Consider the following 24,794-nt stretch of genomic DNA (forward strand, 5'->3'; position numbering starts at 1 on the left):
CTATCGCAAAATCCGGTTATCCAGAAACCGGCGCCCGCCCCCTGATGACAGGGATTTGAGGCGCTGATTGGGACTAGACCATTCTTATTGAAAGAATGGTCTCCAAGCTCGGCCCTTAGAGGGCCGAGTCGAGGACGCCCTTCATCCAGCGCGGATGCTCGAGCACGCGGCCGCAGCCGATGGCCACGCACGACAGCGGATCGTCGGCCACCGACACCGGCAGGCCGGTGTGGTCGCGGATCTCGGCGTCCAGACCGCGCAGGAGGGCGCCGCCGCCGGTGAGCATGATGCCCTTGTCGGCGATGTCGGCGGCCAGTTCGGGCGGGGTGGCTTCCAGCGCGACCTTCACGGCCTCGACGATCTGCGTGACCGGCTCGGCCAGGGCTTCGGCAGCCTGACGTTCGGAGATGCGGACCTCGCGCGGCACGCCCTGCATCAGGTCACGGCCCTTGACGTCGATCGACAGGCCTTCGCCGTCGGCCGGGATCCGGGCGGTGCCGATGTCCTTCTTGATGCGCTCGGCGGTGGTCTCGCCGATCAGCAGGTTATGGTTGCGGCGCATGTACGAGATGATCGCCTCGTCCATCTTGTCGCCGCCGACGCGGACCGAACGCGAATAGACGATGCCCGACAGCGACAGAACGGCCACCTCGGTGGTGCCGCCGCCGATGTCGACGACCATGGAGCCGGTCGGCTCGTGGATCGGCAGGCCGGCGCCGATCGCCGCGGCCATCGGCTCGTCGATCAGACCGACGCGGCGGGCCGAGGCGTTCAGGCAGGAGTCGTTGATGGCGCGACGCTCGACGGCGGTGGCGCCCGACGGCACGCACACGATCACCTTCGGGTTCACGAAGCCCTTGCGGTTATGAACCTTGCGGATGAAGTGCTTGATCATCTCTTCGGCGACTTCGAAGTCGGCGATGACGCCGTCGCGCATGGGGCGGATGGCCTCCATGTGACCGGGCGTGCGGCCGAGCATCTGCTTGGCCTCTATGCCCACGGCGTGGACGATCTTGCGGCCGCCGACGTTTCGCAGCGCGACGACGGACGGCTCGTTCAGCACGATGCCCTTGCCCTTCATGTAAATGAGGGTGTTGGCGGTGCCGAGGTCGATGGCGATGTCGTTGGAAATCGCGCCGAAAATGCTGGAGAACATGGGTTCGGGATACCGTTCGTTCGGGCCTTGGTGGGCGTTCGCTGTCTCGATCCGCTTCGGCGACGCCCCGGCCGCGCGCATCCCCACACGCGCCGCCTCCTGATCGTTATCGCCTGACCGACCTTCCGGCCCGTTTGCCCGTGTGCGAGGGCGATTACAAGCCCCATGAATCACGGCGGGACAGCGTTGCGGGGGTATCTCGCCCCACTTCGTTCACGATACCGTCAGCCAAGCTTTCAGCGACGCTTCCGGCCAAGCTCAGACCGGGTGCAGGCCCTCGATGTGCAGGACGCGCTGCACCGCCGGTCGCGACTGGACCACGTTGAAGTGGGCGTTGAGTTTTGGGAAGCGATCCTTGTCTAGCAGATGGGCCAGCCGGGCCCATCGGGTGAACACCGACAGATAGCCGTCGGCGACGGTGTATTGCTCGCCCATGGCCCAGGGGCCCTTGAGCAGATGGTGCTCGATCAAGTCCAATTTGGTCAGGGCCTTGTCGACCTGGGCCTGTTTCGCCTCGCCCTCGAGCGGCGGGTGCGAGAACAGCACCGGCCCGAGCGCCGGATGCAGGGACGACGACAGGAAGCCGTTGAACGACTGCATCTTTCCGAAGGCGAACGGCGAGTCGAGGTCGGCCAGGTTCGCTTCGGGATGAGTCTGGGCGACAAAGCCCATGATCACCAGGTTCTCGGTCAGCACCCCCTCGGGGGTGACCAGAGCCGGAGTGACGCCGGCCGGATTGATGGCGAGGTATTCGGGCGTCTTCTGCTCGCCCTTGCGGAGATCGATGCGGATCGGCTCGTACTCCGCTCCGGCCTCTTCCAGAGCGATGTGCGAGGCCATGGCGCAGGCCCCGGGCGAATAATAGAGCTTCAGCATGAGCGTCTCCTGGGAGAACTCCGGTCTTGGGGAACGCGCGGGACACCCTCCCCTATCCGCCGATGCGGCGATTAATCCGCCCCGGTCGCCGCCTCGCGCCGTTTGACCAGCTCGCGCACGGCCAGCATCAGGCCCAGCCAGACCACCGCCACGCCGGCCAGGATCAGCGAGGTGTAGATTCCGTCGCCGGACACCGCCGTCACCACCGCCCCGCCGAAGAAAGCGACCAGGGCGGTCTTCGGCAGGACCCCCAGGGCGCAGCCGGCGAGGAATTTGAGGAAATCCGCCCGGGTCGCCCCGAAGGCCATGTTGACCACGATGAAGGGCGCCGAGGGAACGTTGCGGATCATGAAGCTGGCGTAGAAGGCGTTCTTGCCGACGAAACCCTTCAGCCGCCCCATGGTGCGGCCGCCGTAGCGGTCGATCAGCCGCGCCGTCGGACCGCGCCCCATCCAGTAGGTCACCGCCGCCGAGGCCACGGTCGCCGCCCAGCTGTACCAGAAGCCGAGAGACGGCCCGAAGGCGACCACGCAGGCGGCGATCAGGATGAACTGCGGCGCGCCGATGAAGGCGGCGACGATGAACAGCACCACCGTCGCCGCGAAGGCCCAGGGGCTGCCGCTGTAGCCCTGCAGCCAGGCCTCGAGCTTCTCCTCGGCTTCCAGCCCCATCTGGCTCTTGCCGATGGCCAGCAGGGCGAGAGTCGCCCCGAGCAGCAACGCCGTCGCCAGGAGAGCCCGCCACCGGCGGCCTTCCATGTTGAGGATGAAGTCGAGGAAACGAGGCATAGGGCTGGGTTAGCATCCGAAGCGGGACGGGGCGAGACGCCCCGCCTCACTCGCTTACGGCGCCGCCTCCCCTTCCCGTCGTCCGGCCAGCGCCACGAGGACGGGCAGGACGAGCAGGGTCAGCAGGGTCGCCGTGGTCAGGCCGCCGATCACCACCGTCGCCAGCGGTTTCTGCACCTCGGCCCCGGCGCCGCTGGCGAAGGCCATGGGCACGAAGCCGAGCACCGCCACGAGGGCCGTGGTCAGCACCGCCCGCAGGCGGGCCGTGGCGCCCTCCACCGCCGCCCGGGCGGGCTCCAGGCCGGCGGCTGACCGTTCCCGGATGGCCTGCATCAGCACCAGGCCGTTCAGCGTCGCCACCCCGGAGACGGCGATGAAGCCGACCGCTGCGCTGATCGACAGCGGCATTCCCCTGAGCGCCAGGGTCAGCGCCCCGCCGACGAGCGCCAAGGGCACCCCGGCGAACACCAGGGCGGCGTCCTTCCACGACCGGAGGGCCAGGGCGAGCAGGCCGGCGATGGTCAGGAAGACGATCGGCACGATCAGGGCCAGCCGGGCAGACGCGCGCTGCAGGTTCTCATACTGGCCGCCCCAGTCGATCCAGCCCGACGGTGGGGCCTTCACCTCGGCCGCGACCTTGGCCTGGGCCTCGGCGACGAAGCTCCCCAGGTCACGGCCCCGCACATTGGCCTGCACGATCATGCGGCGCTTGCCGTCCGAGCGGCTGATCTGGTTCGGCCCCTCGGCGACATCGAAGCGGGCGACGGCGGACAGCGGGATGGTCGGCGCCCCGGCCTCGGCGTTCTCGGGCATGACCGGCAGTTGCTCCATGATCGCCGGGTCGTTGCGGAAGGCGTCGCCCAGCCGCACCACCACGTCGAAGCGACGGTCGCCCTCGTTGATCTGGCCGGCGCTGCGCCCGGCCAGGGCGATGGCCAGGGCGTCGGCGGCGTCGGAGGCGTGCACCCCCTGCGCCGCCGCCACGGTGCGGTCGACCGTGGCGGTGATGGTCGGCTGGCCGGAGACCTGTTCGACGCGCACGTCGGCGGCCCCCTCTATGTCGTTGAGGACGGTCGCGACCTGCCGGGCCGTCCGCTCCATGGCCGCGAAGTCGTCGCCATAGACGATCACCGCCACATCCGAACGGACCCCGGCGATCAGCTCGTTGAAGCGCATCTGGATCGGTTGGGTGAATTCGTAGCTGTTGCCAAGCAGGGGCGAGAGCGCCGTCTCCATCTTCTCGACCAGTTCGGCCTTGGGCAGGCCGGGCTCGGGCCAGTCCCGGCGGTCCTTCAGAATGACGAAGGTGTCCGAGATCGACGGCGGCATCGGGTCGGACGCCACCTCGGCCGTGCCCGTGCGGGTGAAGACGCGCTCGACCTCCGGCAGGCCCTTCAACGTGGTCTCGACGCGGAACTGCATGGCCTGGCTCTGTTCGAGCGAGGTCGAGGGCACCCGCAGCGCCTGGACCAGCACGTCCCCCTCATCCAGCTGGGGCACAAATTCCCGGCCGAGGGTCAGGAAGGCGATCAGACCCGCCAGCAGGGCGACGCCGGCGCCCGCCAACACCATGCGGGGCCGGGCGATGGCCCGCTCCAGCAGCGGCGCATAACGCGCCTTGGCGGCGCGGATCAGCGGGGTGTCCTGATGGCCGACCTTGGGCTCGCGCACCAGCAGGGCAGCCATGGCGGGGACGAAGGTGAAGCTGAGGACGAAGGCGGCGCCCAGGGCCAGCATGACGGTCGCGGCCATCGGCCCGAACATCTTGCCCTCGACGCCCTCGAACATGAGCAGGGGCGCGTAGACCAGCAGGATGATCAGTTGGCCGAAGGCGGCCGGGCGGGCCATCTCGCGAGCGGCGGCGGCGGCGACGTCCAGCCGTTCGGCGACCGTCAACGGACGGCCCGCAGCCTCCCGCTTCAGGCCCAGCCGACGCAGCGTGTTCTCGATCACCACCACGGCCCCGTCGACGATCAGGCCGAAGTCCAGGGCGCCGAGGCTCAGCAGATTGGCGCTGATGCCGAAGCGGTTCATCGCCGAGGCGGCGAACAAGAAGCTGAGCGGGATGACCAGGGCGGTGATGAAGGCCGCGCGGACGTTCCCCAAGGCGAAGAACAGCACGGCGACGACCAGCAGGGCCCCGAGCGCCAGATTGTGCTCGACGGTGCGGATGGTGGCCTCGACCAGCTCGGTGCGGTCCAGTTCGGCGCGCAGGCGGACGCCCGGCGGCAGGCTGGCCTGGATCTCCTTAAGCCGCACGCCGACGCGGTGAGCGACCTCGCGCGAGTTCTCGCCCTGCAGCATCAGGGCCGTGCCGACCACGGTCTCGCGGCCGTCGGCGCTGGCCGAGCCGAGACGCGGGGCGCGGCCGATCTCGACCGTCGCCACGTCCGATACCCGGATCACCTGGCCGCCGCGGTTCAGGATCGGCGTCTGGGCCAGATCCTCCAAGCTCTTCAGACGCGCGTCAGCCCGCACGATATAGGCCTCGCCGGCGCGGTTGACGTAGCCCGCGCCGGCTATGCGGTTGGCGTGTTCGAGCGCCTCGACCAGCTGGACCAGGCCGACGCCATAAGCGGCCAGCCGACCCGGATCGGGATGGACGGCGTACTCCTTCACATAGCCGCCCAGCACGTCGACGCCGGCGACGCCGGGGACGGTCTTCAGCTGGGGCGCCACGATCCAGTCCTGGAGCGTGCGCAGCCAGGTGGCCTTGTCCTGGTCGGTGACCAGCCGCTCGCCCTCGGGCGTGATCACGACCGCGCCGGGCCGCGCCCCGGGGCCGGTCAGCTCCAGGGTCCAGATGTAGACCTCGCCCAGACCGGTCACGACCGGCCCCATCGAGGGCGAAAGGCCCGCCGGGAGGTCCTCGCGCGCGCCCTGCAGCCGCTCGTTGACCAGGCTGCGGGCGAAATAGATGCCGGTCTCGTCAGTGAAGACGGCGGTGATCTGGGAGAAGCCGTGGCGCGACAGCGAGCGCGTCTCGGTCAGGCCGGGGACGCCCGCCAGGGCGGTCTCCAGCGGGAAGGTCACCTGCCGCTCGACCTCCTCCGGGCCGAGGGCGGGCGCGACCGTGGTGATCTGCACCTGGCGGTTGGTGATGTCGGGCACGGCGTCGATGGGCAGTCGCAGCAGCTCGCGCGCGCCGAACAGGGCGGCGACGACAGCGAGGCCGATGACCAGCCAGCGGAAACGCACCGAGGCGTCGATAAGACGGTCCAGCATGTCAGTGCCCGTGCTCCGCCTCGCCCTTGGCCAGTTCGGCCTTGAGCAGGAAGGCGCCGGCCCCGGCGATGCGCTCGTCGCCGGTCAGGCCGGAGAGGATCTCGACCCGGCCTTCGGCGCTGCGGCCGGTGACCACCGGATGGGCCCGGAAGCCGCCGTCTTCTACGACGAAGACCGACGGGGCGCCGTCGACCGTCTGCACCGCGTCCAGCGGCACCACGAGGGCGCCGGTCCCCGTCCCGGCCGCGACCCGGGCCGAGATCACCGTCCCGGCCGGGGGGACGGCGCCCGTTGGCCGGGCGCGGACGATGACAACCCCGCCCGAGTTGGCGGGGGCGATGGCGGTGACCACGCCGGTCACCGCCTGGGCGCCGGCGAGGGTGCTCTCCAGCCGGTCGCCGACCTTCAGCAGGGCGGCGGCGCTGGGCGGGGCCTCGAAGACCAGTTCGACGCGCGCGGCGTCGGCGACGGCGGCGACCTGCAGCGCCTCCTCGTGGAGCACCTGCCCGGGGGCGGCGCTGAGCCGGGTGACCACGCCGGCCATGGGGCTGCGCACCACCGTCAGGCCGTCGGCCCCGGGAGCGCCATAGGCTCCCACGCGAGCACGCGCGGCGCGGAGCTCGGCCTCGGCCCGGCGCGCCTCGGCGGCGCTGACGTCGACCCGGGCCTGGGCGACCCAACCCTGTTCGAAAAGCGCGCGGTCGCGACGCTCGGCGGCCCGGGCGGCTTCGGCGGCGGCGGCGGCGGCGTCCACGGTGGCGCGGGAAGCGGCGCCTTCCGGGCTGCGCAGGGTGACCAGCGGCGAGCCGGCCGCCACCCGGTCGCCCAGGCCGACGTGGACCCGCAGGACGGCGCCGGGCAGCGGCGCGTCGACGGCCGCCTCCGCGCCGGGGGCGAAGGCGACGCGCCCGGGCAGTTTCAGCTCCGTTCCACCGCCCCTCTGGATGGCGACCACGGCGACGCCCGCGCGCGCGGCCGCCTCAGGCGACAGGGCGACGAAGCCGTCTGCGCCGCCCTCTTCCGCATGGCCCTCTTCGGCATGTTCGGCCTCGGCCTCGGCCGGGGGCCGGTTTATCAGTTGGGCGGCGCCGAAGCCCACGCCCAGGGCGACGACGACGGCGGCGCCGGTCATCAGCCAATGTCTTTGGATAGTCATCATCGATCCTCGCCCGACGGCGTCGGGGCCAGCGTTCAGGACGCGCGACGTCGGACGTCGCGCGCAGCTCGGGGCGCCGGGCTCAGGCCCGGCCGGGGATCAGAGGCGTGGAGGTCGGTCAGGCCCGCCGGGGCGGTCCAGGGGCGCGCCGGTGACATGCCGCCAGTGCGCCGCCTTGGCGAAGACGGGCGCGGCCGGTCCGCCGGGCAACTCGGCCGCCGTGGCGACGTGCGGTGCGTGGCAGCAGCCGTTGGCGCAGGCCGGACCGCAGTCGGGACAGGCCTCGCCGGCGTCATCAGCCGCCCCTGCGACCGCCTCGGCCGTCGTCGGCGACAGCTCCTCGGCGCAGGCGTGGCTCTCGAAGGCGGGCATGGCGAAGGCCATCGTCAGCAGCACCGCGCCGACGAAGCCCATCCGCCGGATCATGTCCCGCATGGCCTTCAGCATCCGCCGTTCCTTAGCACCGGATCGGCGCGGCGTCGCCGGGGACGAGCGTGCGGCGCGGTGATGCAGGCGGCGTGCCGGGCGGCCCCGATTACAGCCTGCGCGTCCCTTCGCGACGCATGGTTGGCAAAGCAGTGTTGTGAAACGGACGTTCAATTGATCCCCCCTTCGCATCTGCGTAATGAGGACCGCCTTCCCGGGAGTCGCCATGTCCAGCCTGCAGTCCTCCGCCCTCGCCCGCGTCAAGCCGTCGGCCACTCTCGCGGTGACCGCGCAGGCCAGGCAGCTGAAAGCCGAGGGTCGCGACGTCATCGGCCTGGGCGCCGGCGAGCCGGACTTCGACACGCCCGAGAACATCAAGGAGGCGGCCATCGCCGCCATCCGCCGCGGCGAGACCAAATACACCGACGCCGACGGCATGCCCGAGCTGAAGGCGGCCATCTCGGCCAAGTTCAAGCGCGAGAACGGCCTCGACTACGCTCCGGCCCAGATCCACGTCGCGCCCGGCGGCAAACCGGTCATCTTCAACGCCCTGGTCGCCACCCTGAACCCGGGCGACGAGGTGATCGTGCCGGCTCCGTACTGGGTTTCGTATCCCGACATGGTCCTGCTGGCCGGCGGCGAGCCGGTCACCGTCATCGGCGAGGAGAAGGACGGCTTCAAGCTGCTGCCCGCCGTGCTCGAGGCGGCGATCACGCCGCGCACCCGCTGGCTGATCCTCAACAGCCCGTCCAACCCGACCGGCGCCGCCTATACGCGCGCCGAGCTGGAGGGCCTCGCCGATGTCCTGCGCCGCCACCCGCACGTCTGGGTGCTGACCGACGACATGTACGAGCACCTCGTCTACGGCGACTTCGAGTACACGACCATCGCCCAGGTGGCGCCGGACCTGATCGATCGCACCCTGACGGTCAACGGCGTCTCCAAGGCGTACGCCATGACCGGCTGGCGCATCGGCTACGCCGGCGGGCCCAAGCCGCTGATCGACCTGATGCGCAAGGTGGCCAGCCAGACCACCTCCAACCCGACCAGCATCAGCCAATGGGCCGCCGTCGAGGCGCTGAACGGACCGCAGGACTTCATGGCCGAACGCCGCGCAGCCTTCGAAAAGCGCCGCGACCTGGTCGTTTCGATGCTGAACCAGACGGCGGGCGTCACCTGCGCAACGCCGGAGGGCGCCTTCTACGTCTATCCGTCCATCGCCGGACTGATCGGCAAGGCGACGGAGAGCGGCGTGGTCATCGATGGCGATTCCACCTTCGCCGCCGAACTGCTCAACGCCGAGGGCGTGGCCGTGGTCCAGGGCGAAGCCTTCGGCCTCAGCCCCTATTTCCGCATCAGCTATGCGACGTCGGAGACGGTGCTGGAAGAGGCCTGCGCCCGTATCCAGCGGTTCTGCGCGGGGCTGCGCTAAGGGGCCAGCAGGCCGCCGACCATCGGGGCCAGCCAGAGCGCCAGGGCGATAAGGGTGACGGCCGCGAGCACAGCGGCCACGCCCACTCGCCTACGCCGCTGGAATCGAGGCGGCGTCGCCGATCGAAAGCGCTCCCGGAGCTCGCGGAGGCGTTCGTCCTCGTCGAGTCCCTTCAGCACAGAAGCGATCAGGCCGCCCGGCTGACCGCGAAGTCCGCCAGCAGCTCCAGCGCCGTGCGCCAGTCGCTTTGCGGCAGGGGCTCGAGCGCGGCCTTGGCCAGGTCGGCGTAGCGGTAGGCAGTCTCGATGGTGGCGCCCAGCGCGCCGGAGCCGAGCACCAGCTCGCGGGCGCGGCGGAAGTCGTCCTCGGTGCGCTGGCCCTTGTTGATGGTGCGGTCCCAGAAGGCGTCCTCGCGACCGGCCGTGCGCTCGGCGGCGAACAGCAGCGGCAGGGTCACCTTGCCTTCGCGGAAGTCGTCGCCGGTGTTTTTGCCCAGGGCCGCCGACTGGCCGCCGTAGTCGAGGGCGTCGTCGGCCAGCTGGAAGGCCAGGCCGAGGTTCTGGCCGTAGTCGCGCAGGGCCTGGACGGCGATCTCGTCAGCGCCGGCGCCCACCGCGCCCGACTCGGCGGCGGCGGCGAACAGCTCTGCGGTCTTGGCCGAGATGATCTGCAGATAGGTGGCTTCGTCGAGCGCCAGGTCGTGGGCCCGGGTCAGCTGCAGCACCTCGCCCTCGGAGATGACGCTGGAGGCCTTGGCGAGAATGCCCAGGGCGCGCATCTGGCCGGTCTCGACCATCAGTTCGAACGCGCGGGCGAACAGGAAGTCGCCGACCAGCACGCTGGACGGCGCGCCCCAGATCAGGTGGGCCGCGACCTTGCCGCGGCGCAGGTCCGAGGCGTCGACAATGTCGTCGTGCAGCAGGGTGGCCGTATGGATGAACTCGACCGAGGCGGCCAGGCGGACGGCGGCGTCCATACCGTTCGGGGCGCCGACGGCGCGGGCGGCGGCGATGGTGAGCAGCGGACGCAGGCGCTTGCCGCCGGCGGAGACGATGTGTTCGGCCAGCAGCGGGATCACCGGCACGTCGGACTGCATGCGCTCGACGATCAGGGCGTCGACCACCGCCATGTCGTCCTTCGCCAGCCGAACCAGGGATTCGACGTCGCCCTTGGGGCGGGCCTCGGCGACGGTGACAGCGTCCAACGGAAGACTCATGAGCAAGCGCGACCGGGAGGAAACGCGCTGGAAAATCAGACCGACGCCTTGCCCGACGACGGTGCGGCGCACAATGGTGGGAGGGCCAGAAAGGGTCAAGCCGCGTGACCGTCGCATCCGCCGAAACCACCGAGATCGTCGAGAACGCCCTGCTGGGCGGCCGGGTCCGGCTGCGCCAGCCGGCCAAGGGCTATCGCGCCGGCCTGGACGCGGCCCTGTTGGCGGCCGCGACAGCGGAGGCGAAGGCCGGCGAACGGCTGATCGAGGCGGGCTGCGGCGCCGGCGCGGTGCTGATGCAGACGCACGCCCGCACGCCCGGCCTGATTCTGGCTGGGGTCGAGCGCGACGCGGCGATGGCGACCCTGGCCCGCGAGAATGCGACCCTGAACGGCGCGGCGGCCGAGATCATCACGGGCGACGTCGCCGGGGGCTTTCGGGCCCTGGGCCTGGAGACCTTCGACTGGGCGGTGTCGAACCCGCCCTTCTTCGACGACCCGGGCGCGCTGCGGGCGCCCTCACCTGGCAAGCACGGCGCCTGGATGGCCGACGACGGCCTGGCCGCCTGGACGCGCTTCCTGCTCAAGGCGGTGCGCGAGGGCGGGCGGATCGTGGTCATCCACCGCGCCGACCGCCTGGCCGACCTGCTGTCCCTGCTCGGCGAGACGGCCGGCTCCTTCGCCATCCGCCCGATCCACCCCCACGCCGACGAGCCGGCCAAGCGGGTGCTGGTGCGGGCGATCAAGACCGGCAAGGCGCCGCTGCGACTGCTGCCGCCGCTGGTGCTGCATGAACGCGGCGGCGCGAAGCACACGGCGGAGGCGGAGGCGATCCTGCGGGGCGAGGCCGGGCTGGGGTGGAGCTGAAGTGGCTAGTGGCTAGTGGCTAGTGGCTAGTGGCTAGTGAGCGGTGGCGCGGCGACTGCGGCATTCAACCGACATGGCGGGGGGCAGCGCGGTCAGCACGGCGTCCCCGGCGGCGGCCAGCCACTAGCCACTAACCACTAGCCACTTGCCTGCGCCGGTCTTTCCGGGCCTCGCACGAGCCGCTATGCCACCCGCCATGTCCCTGCGCCCCCTTTTCGTCACCCAGGTCTATGAAGCGTCGCTGGCGGTCACGCCCGGCTTCGAGACGTTCAACGCCGAGCTCGCCGACGCCTGCCGGATGCTGGCGGCGGAGGATCTGGCGGGGCGGGCCTGGTGCCGTGAGCACGCCTATCGCGGCTACACCTCCTACGGCTCGCTGACCGACCTGCCGCAGCGCCTGCCCGAGTTCGCCGAGCTGAAGCGGCACCTCGACCGCCACGCGCAAGCCTATGCAAAGGCGCTGAATTTCGACCTGGCGCGCAAGCCGCGGCTGGACAACATCTGGGTCAACATTCTCAAGCCGGGCGGCGGCCACACCGGCCACATCCACCCGCACGCCTTCCTTTCGGGCACGGTCTATGTCGAGACGCCCGACGGCGCCTCGGCCTTGAAGCTGGAGGATCCGCGCCTGCCGATGATGATGGCCCGGCCGGGCGTCCATCCCGACGCCCCCGAGGCCGAGAAGCCCTTCGTCTACCTTGCCCCGCAGCCGGGCACGGTGCTGATGTGGGAGAGCTGGCTGCGGCATGAGGTGCCGCCGAACGCGGCCAAGTCCGAGCGCATTTCGATCAGCTTCAACTACGCCTGAGCCTCGCGGGGGCTCGCCGCAGGCGGTTTCGGGGTTTCGCCCGATAAACTCGCGCCGATCGGCGCCGGAAGGTGCCACGGAGTGCAAATTCCGTGGAGCCCCGACCATGTCCCTGAAGTTGCTGGCGAAAGGCGTCGTAGCGGCGACGATCCTGACCGGCGTCTCCGCCTCGCAGGAGCCCGCCGCCCCGCAGACCCAGTCGCTTTCCGCCAGGGAGCAGGCCGAACTGCAGGCGATCATGGCCGCAGCCTACCTGCCCCGAGGCGGCGCCCCCGACAGCCTGGCCATCCTCCCAGCGCCGCCGGAAGCCGGTTCGGCGGCCCAGGCGCGCGACGACGAGGCCGCCCGCGCCGGTCAGGCCCTGCGCGGCAGCCCGCGGTGGGCCCAGGCGACCCAGGACGCCAATCTCGACCTGCCCGGCGCAGCGCAGACCTTCGAGTGCGCCCTGGGCGTCGCGATCAGCGAGGCGGGCACGCCGCATACCTACACGCTGCTGCGCCGGAGCATGGCCGACGTCGGACTGTCGACCTACCCGACCAAGACCAAATACCAACGGACCCGGCCGTTCGTGGTCACCTCAACGGAGATCTGCACCCCGGAGCAGGCCGAGTTCCTGCGTCACGACGGCTCCTACCCATCCGGACACAGCGCCATCGGCTGGGGTTGGGCCCTGATCCTAACGGAGGCTGCGCCGGACCGACAGAACCAGGTCCTCGCCCGGGGTCGGGCGTTCGGGCAGAGCCGGGTGGTCTGCAACGTCCACTGGCTAAGCGACACCGAGGAAGGCCGCGTCATGGCCTCGGCCACTGTGGCTCGCCTGCAGGCCGCGCCCGAGTTCCAGACCGACCTGGCCGCCGCCCGGGCCGAGATCGCCGCCGCTCGCACCGCCGGCTCGACGCCGACCCGCGACTGCGCTGTCGAGGCGGCCCAACTGGCGGGCTAGCGGCGGGCGAACCGCTCCCCGGCGAGGGTCAGGGCCGCAGCCCTTCCCGCCGCAGGCTAGCTCGATTTCGCCGCCAGCCCGTCCCAGGCCAGCATGGCGGCGCGCGCGGTGGCGGTCAGTTCGTCCGGCGTCGCGCCTTCGCGGGCCCGGAAGGTCATCCCCTGCTGCACCGTCGTGTAGAAGGCCGCGATGGCCGTCGGGTCGGCCGCGGCGCCGAGCTCGCCCGACGACTGCGCCTGCCGCAGGCGGGCCTCCATCGCCGCGCGAGAGTCCTCGCGGATCTTCGCCACCTCGCCGCATGCGGCTTCCGGCAGGGCGTCCGGATGGGCGCCGGACAACACAAGCAGACAACCTTTCGGCCGATCGCAACGTCCGCTGGCCTCCGCCGTCGCCATGAGGAGGCCCTCGACGGCTACGCGCGCCGTCGGGGCCTCGGTCATCGACGTCCACAGCGCCGTGCCCTCGCGGTCGGTGTAGAGCCGCACCGCCTCGCGAAAGAGCGCCTCCTTGCTCCCGAAGGCCGCATACAGACTGGGCGCATTGATCCCCATGGCCGTGGTCAGATCCGCCATGGAAGCGTCAGCATAGCCCTTCGTCCAGAACACCCGCAGGGCGCTGGAAAGGGCTTCATCGCGATCAAAACTGCGGGGACGTCCCGCCATGGCGGCTTCCGGACCTTATTTTCGAATGATCGATACATAATCCCTTGACGGTCGGAGGCAAGCTTTCCATCTGGCGTTCCGTAGCAATCGTTACAGAATGGAAATCACAGCATGACCGCCACCTTCCCGCTCGCCGGCAAACGCGCCCTCGTCACCGGCGGCAGCCGCGGCATCGGCGCCGCCATCGCCCGCCAGCTCGCCGCCGACGGCGCCGACGTGGCCATCACCTATGAGAAGTCGGCCGATCGCGCCGAAGCCGTCGCGGCCGACATCCGCGCCGCCGGCCGCAACGCCGTTGTGGTCCAGGCCGACGCCGGATCGGTCGAGGGGCCGCGCAAGGCCGTGGACGGCGCGGTCAAGGGCCTCGGCGGCCTCGACATCGTCGTCAACAACGCCGGCATCGCGGGCGGGACGCTGTTCGCCGACCAGTCGACCGAGGAGATTGACGCCCTCCTGAACGTCAACATCCGCGGCGTTCTGCTGACCTCCCAGGCGGCCCTGCCCCACTTGGGCGAAGGCGGCCGGATCATCTCGATCAGCAGCGTCCTGGCCCACCGCGTGCCTTTCGCGGGCGTGACCGTCTATTCCGCCACCAAGTCGGCCCTGGAGGCCTTCACCCTGGGCCTGTCGCGCGAGCTAGGCCCCAAAGGCATAACCGTGAACCTGGTCAAGCCGGGTGCCACCGACACCGACATGAACCCCGCCGATGGACCCAACGCCGCCGGCCTGCTGAGCGGCATCTCCCTCGGCCGCTTCGGCCAGCCGACGGACATCGCCGCGGCGGTCGCCTTCCTGGCCGGACCGGGCGCGAACTACATCACCGGTACGAGCCTGCTCGTCGACGGCGGCGTCGGCGCCTGACGCCCCTGGCCGGAGGCGGCGATCCGCCTCCGGCTACTCAGCCTCGAAGCTCGCCGGGCTCGAGAACGGCTTTGAAGCATCCAGCACGAACATCACCCACTGGTCGAGGTCAGCCTCCCCGCAACTGGTCAGTTGCATGACCAGCCCGGGCTCGTGGCCGTTCATCGTCTCGCCGGCCCCGGCCTCGGTCTCGCCGTGCGAGGTCCGCTGGCACAGCCGGCCCTTGCGGACCAGGAAGGCCTCCGCGCCCGGATGCGAATGCACCTCGGTCTTCGAGCCGGGCGAGCCGCCGGCGCGGTTGACCCGGATGACGTAGCCCGACGGCGCCTCCGGCAGGGCGACAGGCCCCACCTCCCCTTCCAGCCGCATGCCGGGCGTCCGCGCGCCCTGCGGCCCCAGCGTGAAGCGCCAGGCCTTGCCGTCGGCCTCACCGGTCAGGGCGTAGTCCTCGTCCATGGTCGAGGTCGAGAACGGCGCCGGCGCGGACTCGACGCGCCAGTAAAGCGGCCCGTCGGGCAGGCTGCCGACCTGACGCTCAGCGACTTGCTCGACGCGGAAGACGCCCGGCGGCGGCGACTGGGCCAGCGCCGGCGCGGCGGATACGGCGGCGGCCACGAGGGCGAGGCCGAACAGCAGGGAGCGGCGCATGGGAATCTCCGACGGCTTGGAACCGCAATCCGGCTGCGTGCAGCCGGTTCCCGCCGCCATCAAACCGCCCTCCCCCGCCGCTACGGATTTGCCGAAAGCCGCGCCGGTCGCTACATCCCGCGCCAACCTCCCCCGACACCCGAACGACAGGGCGCACCGCACCTCATGGCGCAGCAATACATTTTCCAGATGCAGGGCCTGACCAAGGCCTTCCCCGGCGGCAAGAAGATCTTCGAGAACATCTGGCTGAGCTTCTACAGCGACGCCAAGATCGGCGTCGTCGGCGTCAACGGCTCGGGTAAATCCACCCTGCTGAAGATCATGGCCGGCCTGGACAAGGAATTCTCCGGCGAGGCCAAGGCCGCCGACGGCGTCAAGCGCGGCTACCTGGAGCAGGAGCCGCAACTGGATCCGGCCCTGAACGTCCGTGAGAACGTCGAGGCCTGGTGCGAAGAGAAGCAGTGGGTCAATCGCTTCAACGCCGTCGCCGCCGAACTGGGCGAGAACTACACCGACGAGCTGATGGAGGAGATGACCGCCCTCCAGGAGAAGATCGACGCCGGCGACGTGTGGGACATCGACAGCCGCATCGAAATGGCCATGGACGCCCTGCGCTGCCCGCCGGACGACTGGGAGATCACCAACCTGTCCGGCGGTGAGAAGCGCCGCGTGGCCCTGGCCCGCCTGCTGCTCAGCAAGCCCGACATGCTGCTGCTCGACGAACCGACCAACCACCTGGACGCCGAGTCGGTCGCCTGGCTGCAGCACCACCTGGAGAATTTCCCGGGCTGCGTCATCCTGGTGACCCACGACCGCTACTTCCTGGACCTGGTGACCAAGTGGACGCTGGAGCTGGACCGCGGCAAGGGCCACCCGCACGAGGGCAACTACTCCTCGTGGCTGGAAGCCAAGACCAAGCGCGTCGTGCAGGAGCAGTCGGAATCCGAAGCCCGTCAGCGCGCCCTCACCCGCGAACTGGAATGGGTCCGCTCGGGCGCCAAGGCCCGGCAGGCCAAGTCCAAGGCCCGTCTGGCCGCCTATGAGAAGATGGTCGCCGAGCAGGAAAACTCGCGCAGCGCCCAGTCCTTCGCCGTCATCCAGATCCCGCCCGGCCCGCGCCTGGGCAACGTCGTGCTTGAGGTCGAGGGCCTGGAGAAGTCGTACGGCGACAAGCTGCTGTTCAACAACCTGACCTTCAAGCTGCCGCCCAACGGCATCGTCGGCGTCATCGGCCCGAACGGCGCCGGCAAGTCGACCATGTTCAAGCTGATCACCGGCCAGGAGACGCCGGACGGCGGCACCATCAAGGTCGGCGAGACGGTCAAGCTGGCATATGTCGACCAGAGCCGCGACGCGCTCGATCCGAACAAGACCATCTGGCAGGAGATCTCCGGCGGCACCGACGTGATGATGGTCGGCAAGCGCGAGATCAACAGCCGCGCCTATGTCGGCAGCTTCAACTTCAAGGGCGGCGACCAGCAGAAGAAGGTCGGCCAGCTGTCCGGCGGTGAGCGCAACCGCGTGCACCTCGCCAAAACCCTGGCCTCGGGCGGCAACCTGATCCTGCTCGACGAACCGACCAACGACCTGGACATCGAGACCCTGCAGAACCTCGAGGAGGCCCTGGAGGAGTTCGCCGGCTGCGCCGTGGTCATCTCCCACGACCGCTGGTTCCTCGACCGCCTGGCCACCCACATCCTCGCCTTCGAGGGCGACAGCCACGTCGAATGGTTCGAAGGCAACTTCGAGGCCTACGAAGAAGACAAAAAGCGCCGCCTGGGCGCCGACAGCCTGATCCCGCACCGGATTAAATTCCAGAAGTTCGGGCGGTAGGGGTCAGTGGGGCGGGTCCAGAATCCGGGCCCGCCTTCTTTCTCACCACGCTCCGAGCCCTGTTGTCAGGGTCCAGAAGCTGACGGCCTTTCCGGCAAAGCTTCCGCCTGCTAGCACGCCTCATAGTCGCGTAGCGTGGGGGGATTTGGCATGCCGAGCGTATCAGGTGGTTTGCGTGTGGGCGTCGGCGGCCGTCTGGTCACTTACGGGACTGACAATCCCGATTCGGTCGGAAACTATGTCGTTGGGGGCGTCTTCCGAAACGCCGGCGAGACGCTCTTCTATGTTCCGCGCTGGCCGGTCGCCTACGGCATGCGGACCAACACCTTCATCAATGAAGCGACCGGAACCTTCCATGTTTCGGATACCGGCGTGGCGATGTCCCCGCCAGCCGTCATTCGCGGGATCCAGGCCGGGGCGGCGATCAACAACGGGCGCATAACGGCCTCGGGCATCCAGGACGCCATCGCAGTCGACGTCATCGACGATCTGCTGGTCAACCACGGCTACATTGGATCCACCGCCGTCGAGTTCGCGACCGGAGCGTCGGTGCGCGAAGGGGACTTTTACAACTACGGCGTAATCGAAGCCGCCGGCGGCCTGCAGGGCGTCGGCGTGCAGGTGCACGGTTCGGGCCGGCACGAGAACTACGGTACGATTTCCGCACAGGCGACGAACGGCATTAGTATCGGTTACTTCGCTTATTTCTACACCAGCAGCGGCAGCAGCAACCAAGGCCGGGCGGACCTGTTCAACGCCGGCGTGATCGAGGGGGACTACGCCTACTACGCCTATGGAGGCGGGCTGCTCGCCACCTCCCAAGCGAACGCCGACGTCATCACCAACGCAGCCTCGGGTGAGTTGCGCGGAGCGATCTATACGGCGTTCGGCGACGATGTCGTGCTCAACTACGGACTGATCACTGGACCGGTCTTCCTGTCCCACGGCATCGACGTGTTCGACGGTGCCGGCGGCGTCCAACTGGATGCGGTGTACGGCGGCGACGGGGCCGACATTCTAATCGGCGGCACCGGAACCGATTATCTGTTCGGGGGCGAGCACGCCGACCGCATTCACGGCGGCGGCGGCGACGACTTCATCGACGGTGGCCGAGGCAATGACAACCTCGATGGCGGCGACGGCTGGGACACCCTGTCCTATCTCGACGCCCTGCGGGCGGTGACGATCGACCTGTCGGTGGGTACCGTGCAGGGCCAAGGATCGGACGTCGTCTCCAATTTCGAAGATGTCCTCGGCAGCGCCTGGAGCGACACCATCACCGGCTCCGCGGCCGACAACATCCTCGAGGGCATCGCCGGCAATGACCGCCTGATCGGCGGCAAGGGAAACGACATCCTGATCGGCGGCACGGGCAACGACACCCTCGCCGGTGGCCTCGGCGCCGACACCTTCATCTTCACCGCCGGCGACGGCTCGGACGTCGTTACGGATTTCGACGCCGACGACAGCCTGAAAATCTACGGCTACGACGGCGCCGTCTCGATCACCCAGGTGGGGGCGGACACCCGCATCACCCTGTCGTCAACAGACATAATCCTGCTGAAGGGCGTTCAGGCGGCCTCCATTGCGGATCGCCTTCAATTCTCGTCGACGCCGCTCCCGTCCGAGCCGGCGCCGGCGCGCGACTCCACCTTGGCGACGGATGAGAACGTCATCATCGCGGTCGGCGAGAAGCTGATCCTGAACGACCCGTTCGTGATGGAGACAGGCGGGTGGAGCTATGGCGCTATCGGCGTGCTGACGGCCGCCAACGCGCATTATCCGACTCCAACGTCGATCTGGAACTATGGAGAAGTCCGCCTCCACGCCTCTGCGGGCACGGAGGGGCGCGTCAGCGGCATCTTTAACGGACTGCCGGGCTATGATGGCAGCAGCCTGGTCCACAACCTCGCCACAGGAATCGTGGCCGTTGTGAACGAGAGCTGGGATATCACGGTCGGTATCGACGGCGTCCTGGAGCCCGTTTGGAACGATGGTCTGATCCAGGTCTCCGGCGGAAGCGAGACGTACGGCATCGTGGCCGGTGCGATTGCGAGCACCGGACCGATCGACATCCAAACCGCCGGCGTAGGCTACGGCCTCGACGGCACAACCGTCTGGAACAGCGGCCAGATCACCGTGCACAATGCCGCCGGCGGCGGCGCCGGAATATTCTCCATCCACGCAGCCTACCTGTACAACAGCGGCCATATCCGCGTGACGGATGATACGGCGGCCCTCGACAGCATGGGCATCAGCTACGGGTCGATGGACGGCATCGTGCTGAACGCGGGCATTGTCGAGGCGGATTACGCCCTCCGATATGGTTCCAACTCCAACAACCCCTCCACCGAACGCTGGGCCGCTCAGATCGTCTGGAACACGGGCGAGTTGCGAGGTCGGGTCTCGACGCGGGAGGTCGAGGACGCCGTCTACAATCGCGGGCTGATCACAGGTCTGGTGGAGCTGCTCGCCGGGGACGACATCTTCGATGGTCGCGGCGGCAGGCAACTCGGCGGCGTTTCCGGCGGGGCCGGATCAGACGTCCTCTACGGGGGCGTGGAGGCAGACACCCTGTCGGGCGGCATCGGCCTCGATCAGCTGTGGGGCGGCGGGGGCGACGACGTCCTGACCGGCGGCGCCAATACCGATACGTTCCGGTTTCATGCCGGGGATGGACGGGACGCCATCACGGATTTCAACATCCTGGAAGGCGATGTCGTCTTCATCGGAGGCTACGCAGGATGGCGAAGCCTCGAACAGGTCGGCGCCGATGTGGTGATGCACCTGTCCGACACGGACAGCCTAACCTTCCGCAACCAGACAGTCGCGGTCCTCAGCGCATATCCCAATCGCTTCACCTTCAGCGCAACAGCCGTTCAGCCCGCAATGCCGACGGCCCCCGCCCCGCCCGCCCGGCCCACGCCGCGGCCGGCGCCTGGCGATCCCAGCACGCCCCGCGCGGCCCTCGACGGCGGGTCGGGCGACGATGTCCTGACCGGCACTTCCGCCGGGGAGATACTGCGCGGCGGCGACGGATCCGACCGGCTCATCGGCGGCGCTGGGGCTGACATCCTTATCGGGGGCGCCGGCGCCGACATCTTCGTCTTCGACGCGACGGTCGATGGGTCGGTGTTCAACGACACCCTTGTCGATTTCAATCCGGCCGAAGGCGACCTCATCTATCTGATCGGCGCCGGCTGGTCGGTGGGCGCCGGGGACTACGGAGGCATCAGCCGGGGCGGCGGCTTCGTCAGGGTCGACGCCGGCTGGCAAAGCGCGATCCGGTTTGGCCCGCCGCCCGAAAGCCCGCCCCCGGCTGCCGGCGCCGTCTTCACCGGAACGGAACTACGAAACTTCCTCACGGCTGGCGGGGGCGACGACACCCTATCGGGACTGGGCGAAGCCGACATCCTGGCCGGCGGAGCGGGCGACGACCTGGTCGACGGCGGGGACGGCGACGACGTCCTCGGCGGCGGCGACGGGACCGACCGGCTCGAAGGCGGCGCCGGCGGGGATCTCCTTATGGGGGGGACGGGCGACGACATCCTGTCCGGCGGCGAAGGCGTCGACGTCGCCGACTATTCGACCGCCCGGGCCGGCGTTCAGGTCGACCTGACTCTTTCCGACCGACAGGACACCGGCGGAGACGGCTGGGACACGCTGGCGTCCATCGAAGGCCTCGCCGGTTCGGCCATGGCCGACATTCTGCGCGGGGACTCCGGTGCCAACACCATCACCGGCGGCGGCGGCGACGACCTCATCGAAGGCCGGGGCGGGACCGATCTGATCCATGCCGGCGCCGGCGAAGACACGGTCGTCTTCTCGGGGCCGCGATCCGCCTACACGGTGACCTGGACCAACAACGATCGCGACGGCGTCACCGTGACGGGCCCTGACGGGACAGCGCGGATCATCGAGGCGGAGTGGCTGCAATTTTCCGACACCCGGATTTCAGCCCTGCACGCGCGCCTGGACTGGGTCGGGACCGCGGCAGGCGATTCCCGCAATGGCACCCACTACCATGACACGATGAACGGCGGAGGCGGCGCCGACATTCTCAACGGCCTGTACGGGGACGACATCATCCATGGCGCCGCCGGCGACGACCGGCTGACGGCCGGAGTGGGCGACCACCAGTTGTTCGGTGATGACGGAAACGACGTCATCAACTCCCTTCCTGCGGCTTCGGTCGGAATCCGCGCAATTCCCAGTCGCGATCCCATCGATGTCCTGCTCGACGGCGGAGCGGGCGACGATCGCATCGAGTTCTACGTCGGCGGGATTGAGCTCGACATAGTGCGCATCCTGGGCGGAGATGGCGCCGACACCCTCTCAGGCGTCGGGGCCTGGAACCTGTCGATCGACGGCGGCGCCGGCGACGACATCATCCATTGCCGCACCGTCGGCGAAGGCATGCAGGTCCTCGGTGGCGACGGGCGGGACACGTTCAAATTCTTCGCTCCGGAACGCGCCCGAAACTTCCACCAGGCCACCTTCATCAACGACTTTCAGGCCGGTCCCGGGGGCGACGTCATTGACGTGGCGCCCTTCCTCGCCACCCTGCTGCCGGGCGTCTCGCCCGACCAAGACCTCTTCGCTTCGAACATTCTGAAGATTGGCCAAAGCTGGGACGGGTCGCAGGTCCAGGTCTGGAACGGAACCTATTTCCAGACGGTCGCCTACCTGCGGGGCGTCAACGTCTGGGAGTTGTCGACCGACAATTTCCGGGGGGCTCCCCCGGCGGGTGCGCCGATGCCGTTCGATGCGGGCGGCAGTTACAGGGACGACGTCTTCTTCGGCAATGACGCGGTCAACCAGATGTGGGGCCAGGAGGGTGACGATGTCCTGCGCGGCGCCGGCGGCGCGGATCGCCTCTATGGGAACGACGGCGATGACACCCTGTACGGCGACGCCGGGAACGATCGTCTAGAGGGCGGTGGTGGGACGGACACACTGAACGGCGGCGACGGCGACGATTACCTCGATTTCGGCCAGCACTACGACAACAACGGCGTCATTCACGGACGCGGCGACCATGCCTTCGGCGGCGCAGGGGATGATTTCCTGATGGGCATTGCCCAGACCGGTCACATGTTTGGTGGAACCGGAAACGACTTCTACGAAGCCGGATCGATCGTTCACGAGGCTGCGGGAGAAGGTGTCGATTCAATCATTTTCCACAGCTATTACAACGACTTTGAACACACGATCGAAGCCAACGTCGAGAACCTGTTCTTCAGTGTCAACTTCACCAGCGGGGCGGTAGCCGGACAACAGTTCGATACGACCGAGGGACGCACGGGCCGCGGCAATGTGCTCGACAACCGCATCGTCGGAGCCAGTGGGATCGACACCCTTTGGGGCATGGACGGCGACGATAGGCTGGAGGGCATGGCCTCCAGCGACTTGCTCTACGGGGAAGCCGGCGACGACATCCTGGTGGGAGGCGTCGGCAACAATCGACTCGACGGCGGCGTAGGGACGGACACCGCCGTCTATTCCGGCCCGAGGAGCGCCTTCACTGTCACCGTCAACGCCGAATACACGACGGTGGTCGGGGTCGGTGGAACGGATCGCCTTTATGGTGTCGAACGGATTCAGTTCTCCGACGGGGTCTACGATTTCGCGGGCGAACCCCTGCCGATCCAGGGGGGCGACGGAAACGACACCCTGGCCGGCGGTTTCGGAAACGACACCCTCTCGGGCGGCGCAGGCGACGATGTCGTTAGCGGCGGCCTGGGCGACGACATCCTTGACGGCGGCGACGGCCACGACATCGCGCTCTTTGCAACCGCTGGCGGGCGCTACACGGCCGTCACGGTCGCAGGCGTCACCCTGGTGACGGGACCCGCAGGCTCCGATCACCTGACAGGGTTCGAGATGCTCCGTTTCACCGGCTTCGATGCGGCGGTTCTCGAGGGTCAGTCCCTGACCCTGGGTACGAACTCGGCCGAGATCTTCGCGGGCGGTGACTTGAACGATCGCCTGATCGGAATGGGCGGAGACGACCGGCTGATCGGAAGCCAGGGCTCGGACGAACTGGCCGGCGGTCAGGGCGTGGACACCGCGGACTATGGCGGCGCCGCGTCTGGCGTGATCGCCGATCTCGGAGCGGGTGTCGCGGTGGACGACGGCGACGACGCCTCCGACACTCTCTCCGGCATCGAAAACCTCGTAGGCTCCGCCTTCGACGACCGCCTCACGGGCGACGCCGCGTCCAACCTGCTGACCGGGGGGCGCGGCGACGACCAGTTGCTGGCCGCCGGCGGCGACGACATCCTCGCCGGCGGCGCGGGCGTGGATGCGCTGAACGGCGGCGCGGGGATCGACACAGCGGACTACTCCGCCGCCGCGGCGGGCATGCGCGCCCAGCTCAACTCGAACTCGTCGACCAACGACGGCGAAGGCGGAACGGACACCTTCGTCTCGATCGAGAACCTGACCGGCTCGGCCTTCAATGACACCCTGATTGGCGACGCCAACGTCAACGTGCTGCGCGGCGGCCTGGGTTCGGACGTGCTGCTGGGCCTGGCGGGGAACGACGTGATCTGGGGCGGCTCGGGCGTCGTGAACCAACTGCAGGGCGGGCTCGGCGACGATCGCTACGTCCTCGAAGCCAACGATTCCGTCGTCGAGGTCGCCGGCGAAGGGACCGACACCATCGAGGCCCGGATCAACGCCTATGTCCTGGCCCTGAACGTCGAGAACCTCGTCTTCGGCGGGACCGGGAACTTCGCCGCCACCGGCAACGCCCAGGCCAACACCATCACCGGCGGTCGAGAACCTCGTCTTCGGCGGGACCGGGAACTTCGCCGCCACCGGCAACGCCCAGGCCAACACCATCACCGGCGGCAACGGCGACGACAACCTGCGCGGCCGCGGCGGCGTGGACGTGCTCAACGGCGGCGCCGGGACCGACACGGTCGACTACACCCTGGCTGCGGCGGGCGTCACCGCGCGCCTCGACCTGATGCGCGCGACCAACGACGGCGACGGCGCCACCGACACCTTCACCAACGTCGAGAACCTGACCGGCTCGGTCTACAACGACCTGCTGATCGGCAACGCCGGGAACAACGCCCTGCACGGCGGCATCGGCACCGACACCCTGCTGGGCTTCGGCGGCGACGACATCCTGTGGGGCGGCTCGGGCGGCGGCAACAACCAGCTGCAGGGCGGGACCGGCAACGACTATTACGTGCTGGACGCCTTCGACACCTGCGTCGAGCTCGCCGGCGAAGGCATCGACACCGTCGAGGCCCGCATCGGCTCCTATACGATGGGCGCCAATATCGAGAACCTGCTGTACGTCGGCGGGACCGGGACCTTCGTCGGGACGGGGAACGTCCTCGACAACACCATCACCGGCGGCGCGGGCAACGACATCCTGCGCGGTCGCGGCGGCAACGACACCATCAACGGCGGGCTGGGCAAGGACGAGATCCAAATGCGCGGGCTGGCGGCGGACTACACCGTCGTCGCGGACGGCTCGGGCTGGCGCATCACCGACAAGGTCGCCGGCCGCGACGGCTCGACCTTCGTCACCTCGATCGAGGTGATCCGCTGGTCGAACAACCAGGTCCGCACGCTGAGCTATCCGCCCGTGGCGGCCTCGATCGGCGAACCGTCGGCCAAGGGCGGCGCCGAGGTCAGCCCGCTCATGGCGGCCGATGCGGATTCCTTCGTCCTGCCGGCGCTGGCCTCGGATCAGGCGCAGGTCCTGCCGAGCCTCACCGCCGCCGACGCCTTCGACGGCTTCGACGTGGCGTCGGGCCTCGCCGACCGGCTGTTCCTTGGGCTGGAAGCCCGGATGGCGCACCACGACGGCGGACTGTCCGGCTTCGACCACGGCGGCTTCGACGCCGGCGTGTCGAACGACGACTGGCTGTTCTAACGAC

The 24,794-nt window shown here is 69.2% G+C and carries 16 protein-coding genes and 1 pseudogene; 8 read left to right on the forward strand and 9 right to left on the reverse strand.

Features of this window, described 5'->3' with window-relative positions; genetic code table 11:
* Positions 1-115: 115 nt before the first annotated feature.
* From ASC65_RS04880 to ASC65_RS04905, 6 genes are all read right to left on the reverse strand, one after another.
* Positions 116-1,156 carry a rod shape-determining protein gene (locus tag ASC65_RS04880; protein WP_056450471.1) on the reverse strand — a complete coding sequence of 347 codons (1,041 nt, stop codon included), beginning with the start codon at positions 1,154-1,156 and terminating at the stop codon, positions 116-118.
* A gap of 258 nt (positions 1,157-1,414) precedes the next feature.
* Positions 1,415-2,032: a glutathione S-transferase family protein gene (locus tag ASC65_RS04885; protein ID WP_056450039.1), complete on the reverse strand. Its 618-nt coding sequence runs from the start codon at positions 2,030-2,032 to the stop codon at positions 1,415-1,417.
* 71 nt (positions 2,033-2,103) lie between these two features.
* The gene (locus ASC65_RS04890) at positions 2,104-2,820 is read right to left on the reverse strand and encodes a TVP38/TMEM64 family protein (protein ID WP_056450040.1); all 717 of its coding nucleotides are present in this window, start codon (positions 2,818-2,820) and stop codon (positions 2,104-2,106) included.
* 54 nt (positions 2,821-2,874) lie between these two features.
* Entirely contained in the window at positions 2,875-6,045 is a 3,171-nt protein-coding gene (locus ASC65_RS04895) for an efflux RND transporter permease subunit (RefSeq protein WP_056450041.1), read from the reverse strand.
* 1 nt (position 6,046) lies between these two features.
* On the reverse strand, positions 6,047-7,177 hold the full coding sequence (locus ASC65_RS04900) for an efflux RND transporter periplasmic adaptor subunit (protein ID WP_235561400.1): 1,131 nt from the start codon (positions 7,175-7,177) through the stop codon (positions 6,047-6,049).
* Positions 7,178-7,300: 123 nt separating this feature from the next.
* Positions 7,301-7,648 carry a hypothetical protein gene (locus ASC65_RS04905; RefSeq protein ID WP_056450043.1) on the reverse strand — a complete coding sequence of 116 codons (348 nt, stop codon included), beginning with the start codon at positions 7,646-7,648 and terminating at the stop codon, positions 7,301-7,303.
* A gap of 205 nt (positions 7,649-7,853) precedes the next feature.
* Between ASC65_RS04905 and ASC65_RS04910 the strand changes: the two genes are divergently transcribed.
* Complete coding sequence (locus tag ASC65_RS04910; protein ID WP_056450045.1) at positions 7,854-9,059, forward strand: pyridoxal phosphate-dependent aminotransferase; 1,206 nt, start codon at positions 7,854-7,856, stop codon at positions 9,057-9,059.
* A gap of 187 nt (positions 9,060-9,246) precedes the next feature.
* Here ASC65_RS04910 and ASC65_RS04920 read toward each other — a convergent pair whose 3' ends face one another.
* Positions 9,247-10,275, reverse strand: a complete 1,029-nt coding sequence (locus ASC65_RS04920) for a polyprenyl synthetase family protein (protein WP_056450475.1) — start codon at positions 10,273-10,275, stop codon at positions 9,247-9,249.
* 104 nt (positions 10,276-10,379) lie between these two features.
* On the opposite strand from ASC65_RS04920, the gene ASC65_RS04925 reads away from it, so the two are divergent.
* The 3 genes from ASC65_RS04925 (at position 10,380) to ASC65_RS04935 (ending at position 12,889) form a co-directional block, all read left to right on the forward strand.
* On the forward strand, positions 10,380-11,138 hold the full coding sequence (locus tag ASC65_RS04925; RefSeq protein WP_235561401.1) for a tRNA1(Val) (adenine(37)-N6)-methyltransferase: 759 nt from the start codon (positions 10,380-10,382) through the stop codon (positions 11,136-11,138).
* Between the two features lie 196 nt (positions 11,139-11,334).
* Positions 11,335-11,946 (forward strand): TIGR02466 family protein, encoded by a 612-nt coding sequence (locus ASC65_RS04930; RefSeq protein WP_056450047.1) that lies wholly within the window; start codon positions 11,335-11,337, stop codon positions 11,944-11,946.
* A 106-nt stretch (positions 11,947-12,052) separates the two neighbouring features.
* Positions 12,053-12,889 (forward strand): acid phosphatase, encoded by an 837-nt coding sequence (locus ASC65_RS04935; protein WP_056450049.1) that lies wholly within the window; start codon positions 12,053-12,055, stop codon positions 12,887-12,889.
* A 56-nt stretch (positions 12,890-12,945) separates the two neighbouring features.
* Here ASC65_RS04935 and ASC65_RS04940 read toward each other — a convergent pair whose 3' ends face one another.
* The gene (locus ASC65_RS04940; protein WP_056450051.1) at positions 12,946-13,551 is read right to left on the reverse strand and encodes a TetR/AcrR family transcriptional regulator; all 606 of its coding nucleotides are present in this window, start codon (positions 13,549-13,551) and stop codon (positions 12,946-12,948) included.
* Between the two features lie 111 nt (positions 13,552-13,662).
* Between ASC65_RS04940 and ASC65_RS04945 the strand changes: the two genes are divergently transcribed.
* Positions 13,663-14,412, forward strand: coding sequence for an SDR family NAD(P)-dependent oxidoreductase (locus ASC65_RS04945; protein WP_056450053.1), 750 nt, complete (start codon positions 13,663-13,665; stop codon positions 14,410-14,412).
* A gap of 33 nt (positions 14,413-14,445) precedes the next feature.
* Here the strand turns inward: ASC65_RS04945 and ASC65_RS04950 are convergent, their stop codons facing one another.
* The gene (locus ASC65_RS04950; protein ID WP_056450055.1) at positions 14,446-15,060 is read right to left on the reverse strand and encodes a hypothetical protein; all 615 of its coding nucleotides are present in this window, start codon (positions 15,058-15,060) and stop codon (positions 14,446-14,448) included.
* A 165-nt stretch (positions 15,061-15,225) separates the two neighbouring features.
* On the opposite strand from ASC65_RS04950, the gene ettA reads away from it, so the two are divergent.
* From ettA to ASC65_RS17805, 3 genes and pseudogenes are all read left to right on the forward strand, one after another.
* Positions 15,226-16,893 carry an energy-dependent translational throttle protein EttA gene (ettA, locus tag ASC65_RS04955; protein ID WP_056450057.1) on the forward strand — a complete coding sequence of 556 codons (1,668 nt, stop codon included), beginning with the start codon at positions 15,226-15,228 and terminating at the stop codon, positions 16,891-16,893.
* Between the two features lie 378 nt (positions 16,894-17,271).
* A pseudogene (locus ASC65_RS17695) lies at positions 17,272-23,484 on the forward strand (hypothetical protein); the annotation flags it as partial.
* Between the two features lie 280 nt (positions 23,485-23,764).
* Positions 23,765-24,790 (forward strand): calcium-binding protein, encoded by a 1,026-nt coding sequence (locus ASC65_RS17805; RefSeq protein WP_442854119.1) that lies wholly within the window; start codon positions 23,765-23,767, stop codon positions 24,788-24,790.
* The last annotated feature ends 4 nt before the right edge of the window (positions 24,791-24,794 follow it).

The sequence above is a fragment of the Brevundimonas sp. Root1279 genome, assembly GCF_001425945.1.
Lineage (GTDB): Bacteria > Pseudomonadota > Alphaproteobacteria > Caulobacterales > Caulobacteraceae > Brevundimonas.

Coding starts and splice junctions, on each gene's coding strand:
- ASC65_RS04880 (WP_056450471.1), bottom strand. CDS start 1,156: ATGTTCTCCAGCATTTTCGGCGCGATTTCCAACGACATCGCCATCGAC.
- ASC65_RS04885 (WP_056450039.1), bottom strand. CDS start 2,032: ATGCTGAAGCTCTATTATTCGCCCGGGGCCTGCGCCATGGCCTCGCAC.
- ASC65_RS04890 (WP_056450040.1), bottom strand. CDS start 2,820: ATGCCTCGTTTCCTCGACTTCATCCTCAACATGGAAGGCCGCCGGTGG.
- ASC65_RS04895 (WP_056450041.1), bottom strand. CDS start 6,045: ATGCTGGACCGTCTTATCGACGCCTCGGTGCGTTTCCGCTGGCTGGTC.
- ASC65_RS04900 (WP_235561400.1), bottom strand. CDS start 7,177: ATGACCGGCGCCGCCGTCGTCGTCGCCCTGGGCGTGGGCTTCGGCGCC.
- ASC65_RS04905 (WP_056450043.1), bottom strand. CDS start 7,648: ATGCTGAAGGCCATGCGGGACATGATCCGGCGGATGGGCTTCGTCGGC.
- ASC65_RS04910 (WP_056450045.1), top strand. CDS start 7,854: ATGTCCAGCCTGCAGTCCTCCGCCCTCGCCCGCGTCAAGCCGTCGGCC.
- ASC65_RS04920 (WP_056450475.1), bottom strand. CDS start 10,275: ATGAGTCTTCCGTTGGACGCTGTCACCGTCGCCGAGGCCCGCCCCAAG.
- ASC65_RS04930 (WP_056450047.1), top strand. CDS start 11,335: ATGTCCCTGCGCCCCCTTTTCGTCACCCAGGTCTATGAAGCGTCGCTG.
- ASC65_RS04935 (WP_056450049.1), top strand. CDS start 12,053: ATGTCCCTGAAGTTGCTGGCGAAAGGCGTCGTAGCGGCGACGATCCTG.
- ASC65_RS04940 (WP_056450051.1), bottom strand. CDS start 13,551: ATGGCGGGACGTCCCCGCAGTTTTGATCGCGATGAAGCCCTTTCCAGC.
- ASC65_RS04945 (WP_056450053.1), top strand. CDS start 13,663: ATGACCGCCACCTTCCCGCTCGCCGGCAAACGCGCCCTCGTCACCGGC.
- ASC65_RS04950 (WP_056450055.1), bottom strand. CDS start 15,060: ATGCGCCGCTCCCTGCTGTTCGGCCTCGCCCTCGTGGCCGCCGCCGTA.
- ettA (WP_056450057.1), top strand. CDS start 15,226: ATGGCGCAGCAATACATTTTCCAGATGCAGGGCCTGACCAAGGCCTTC.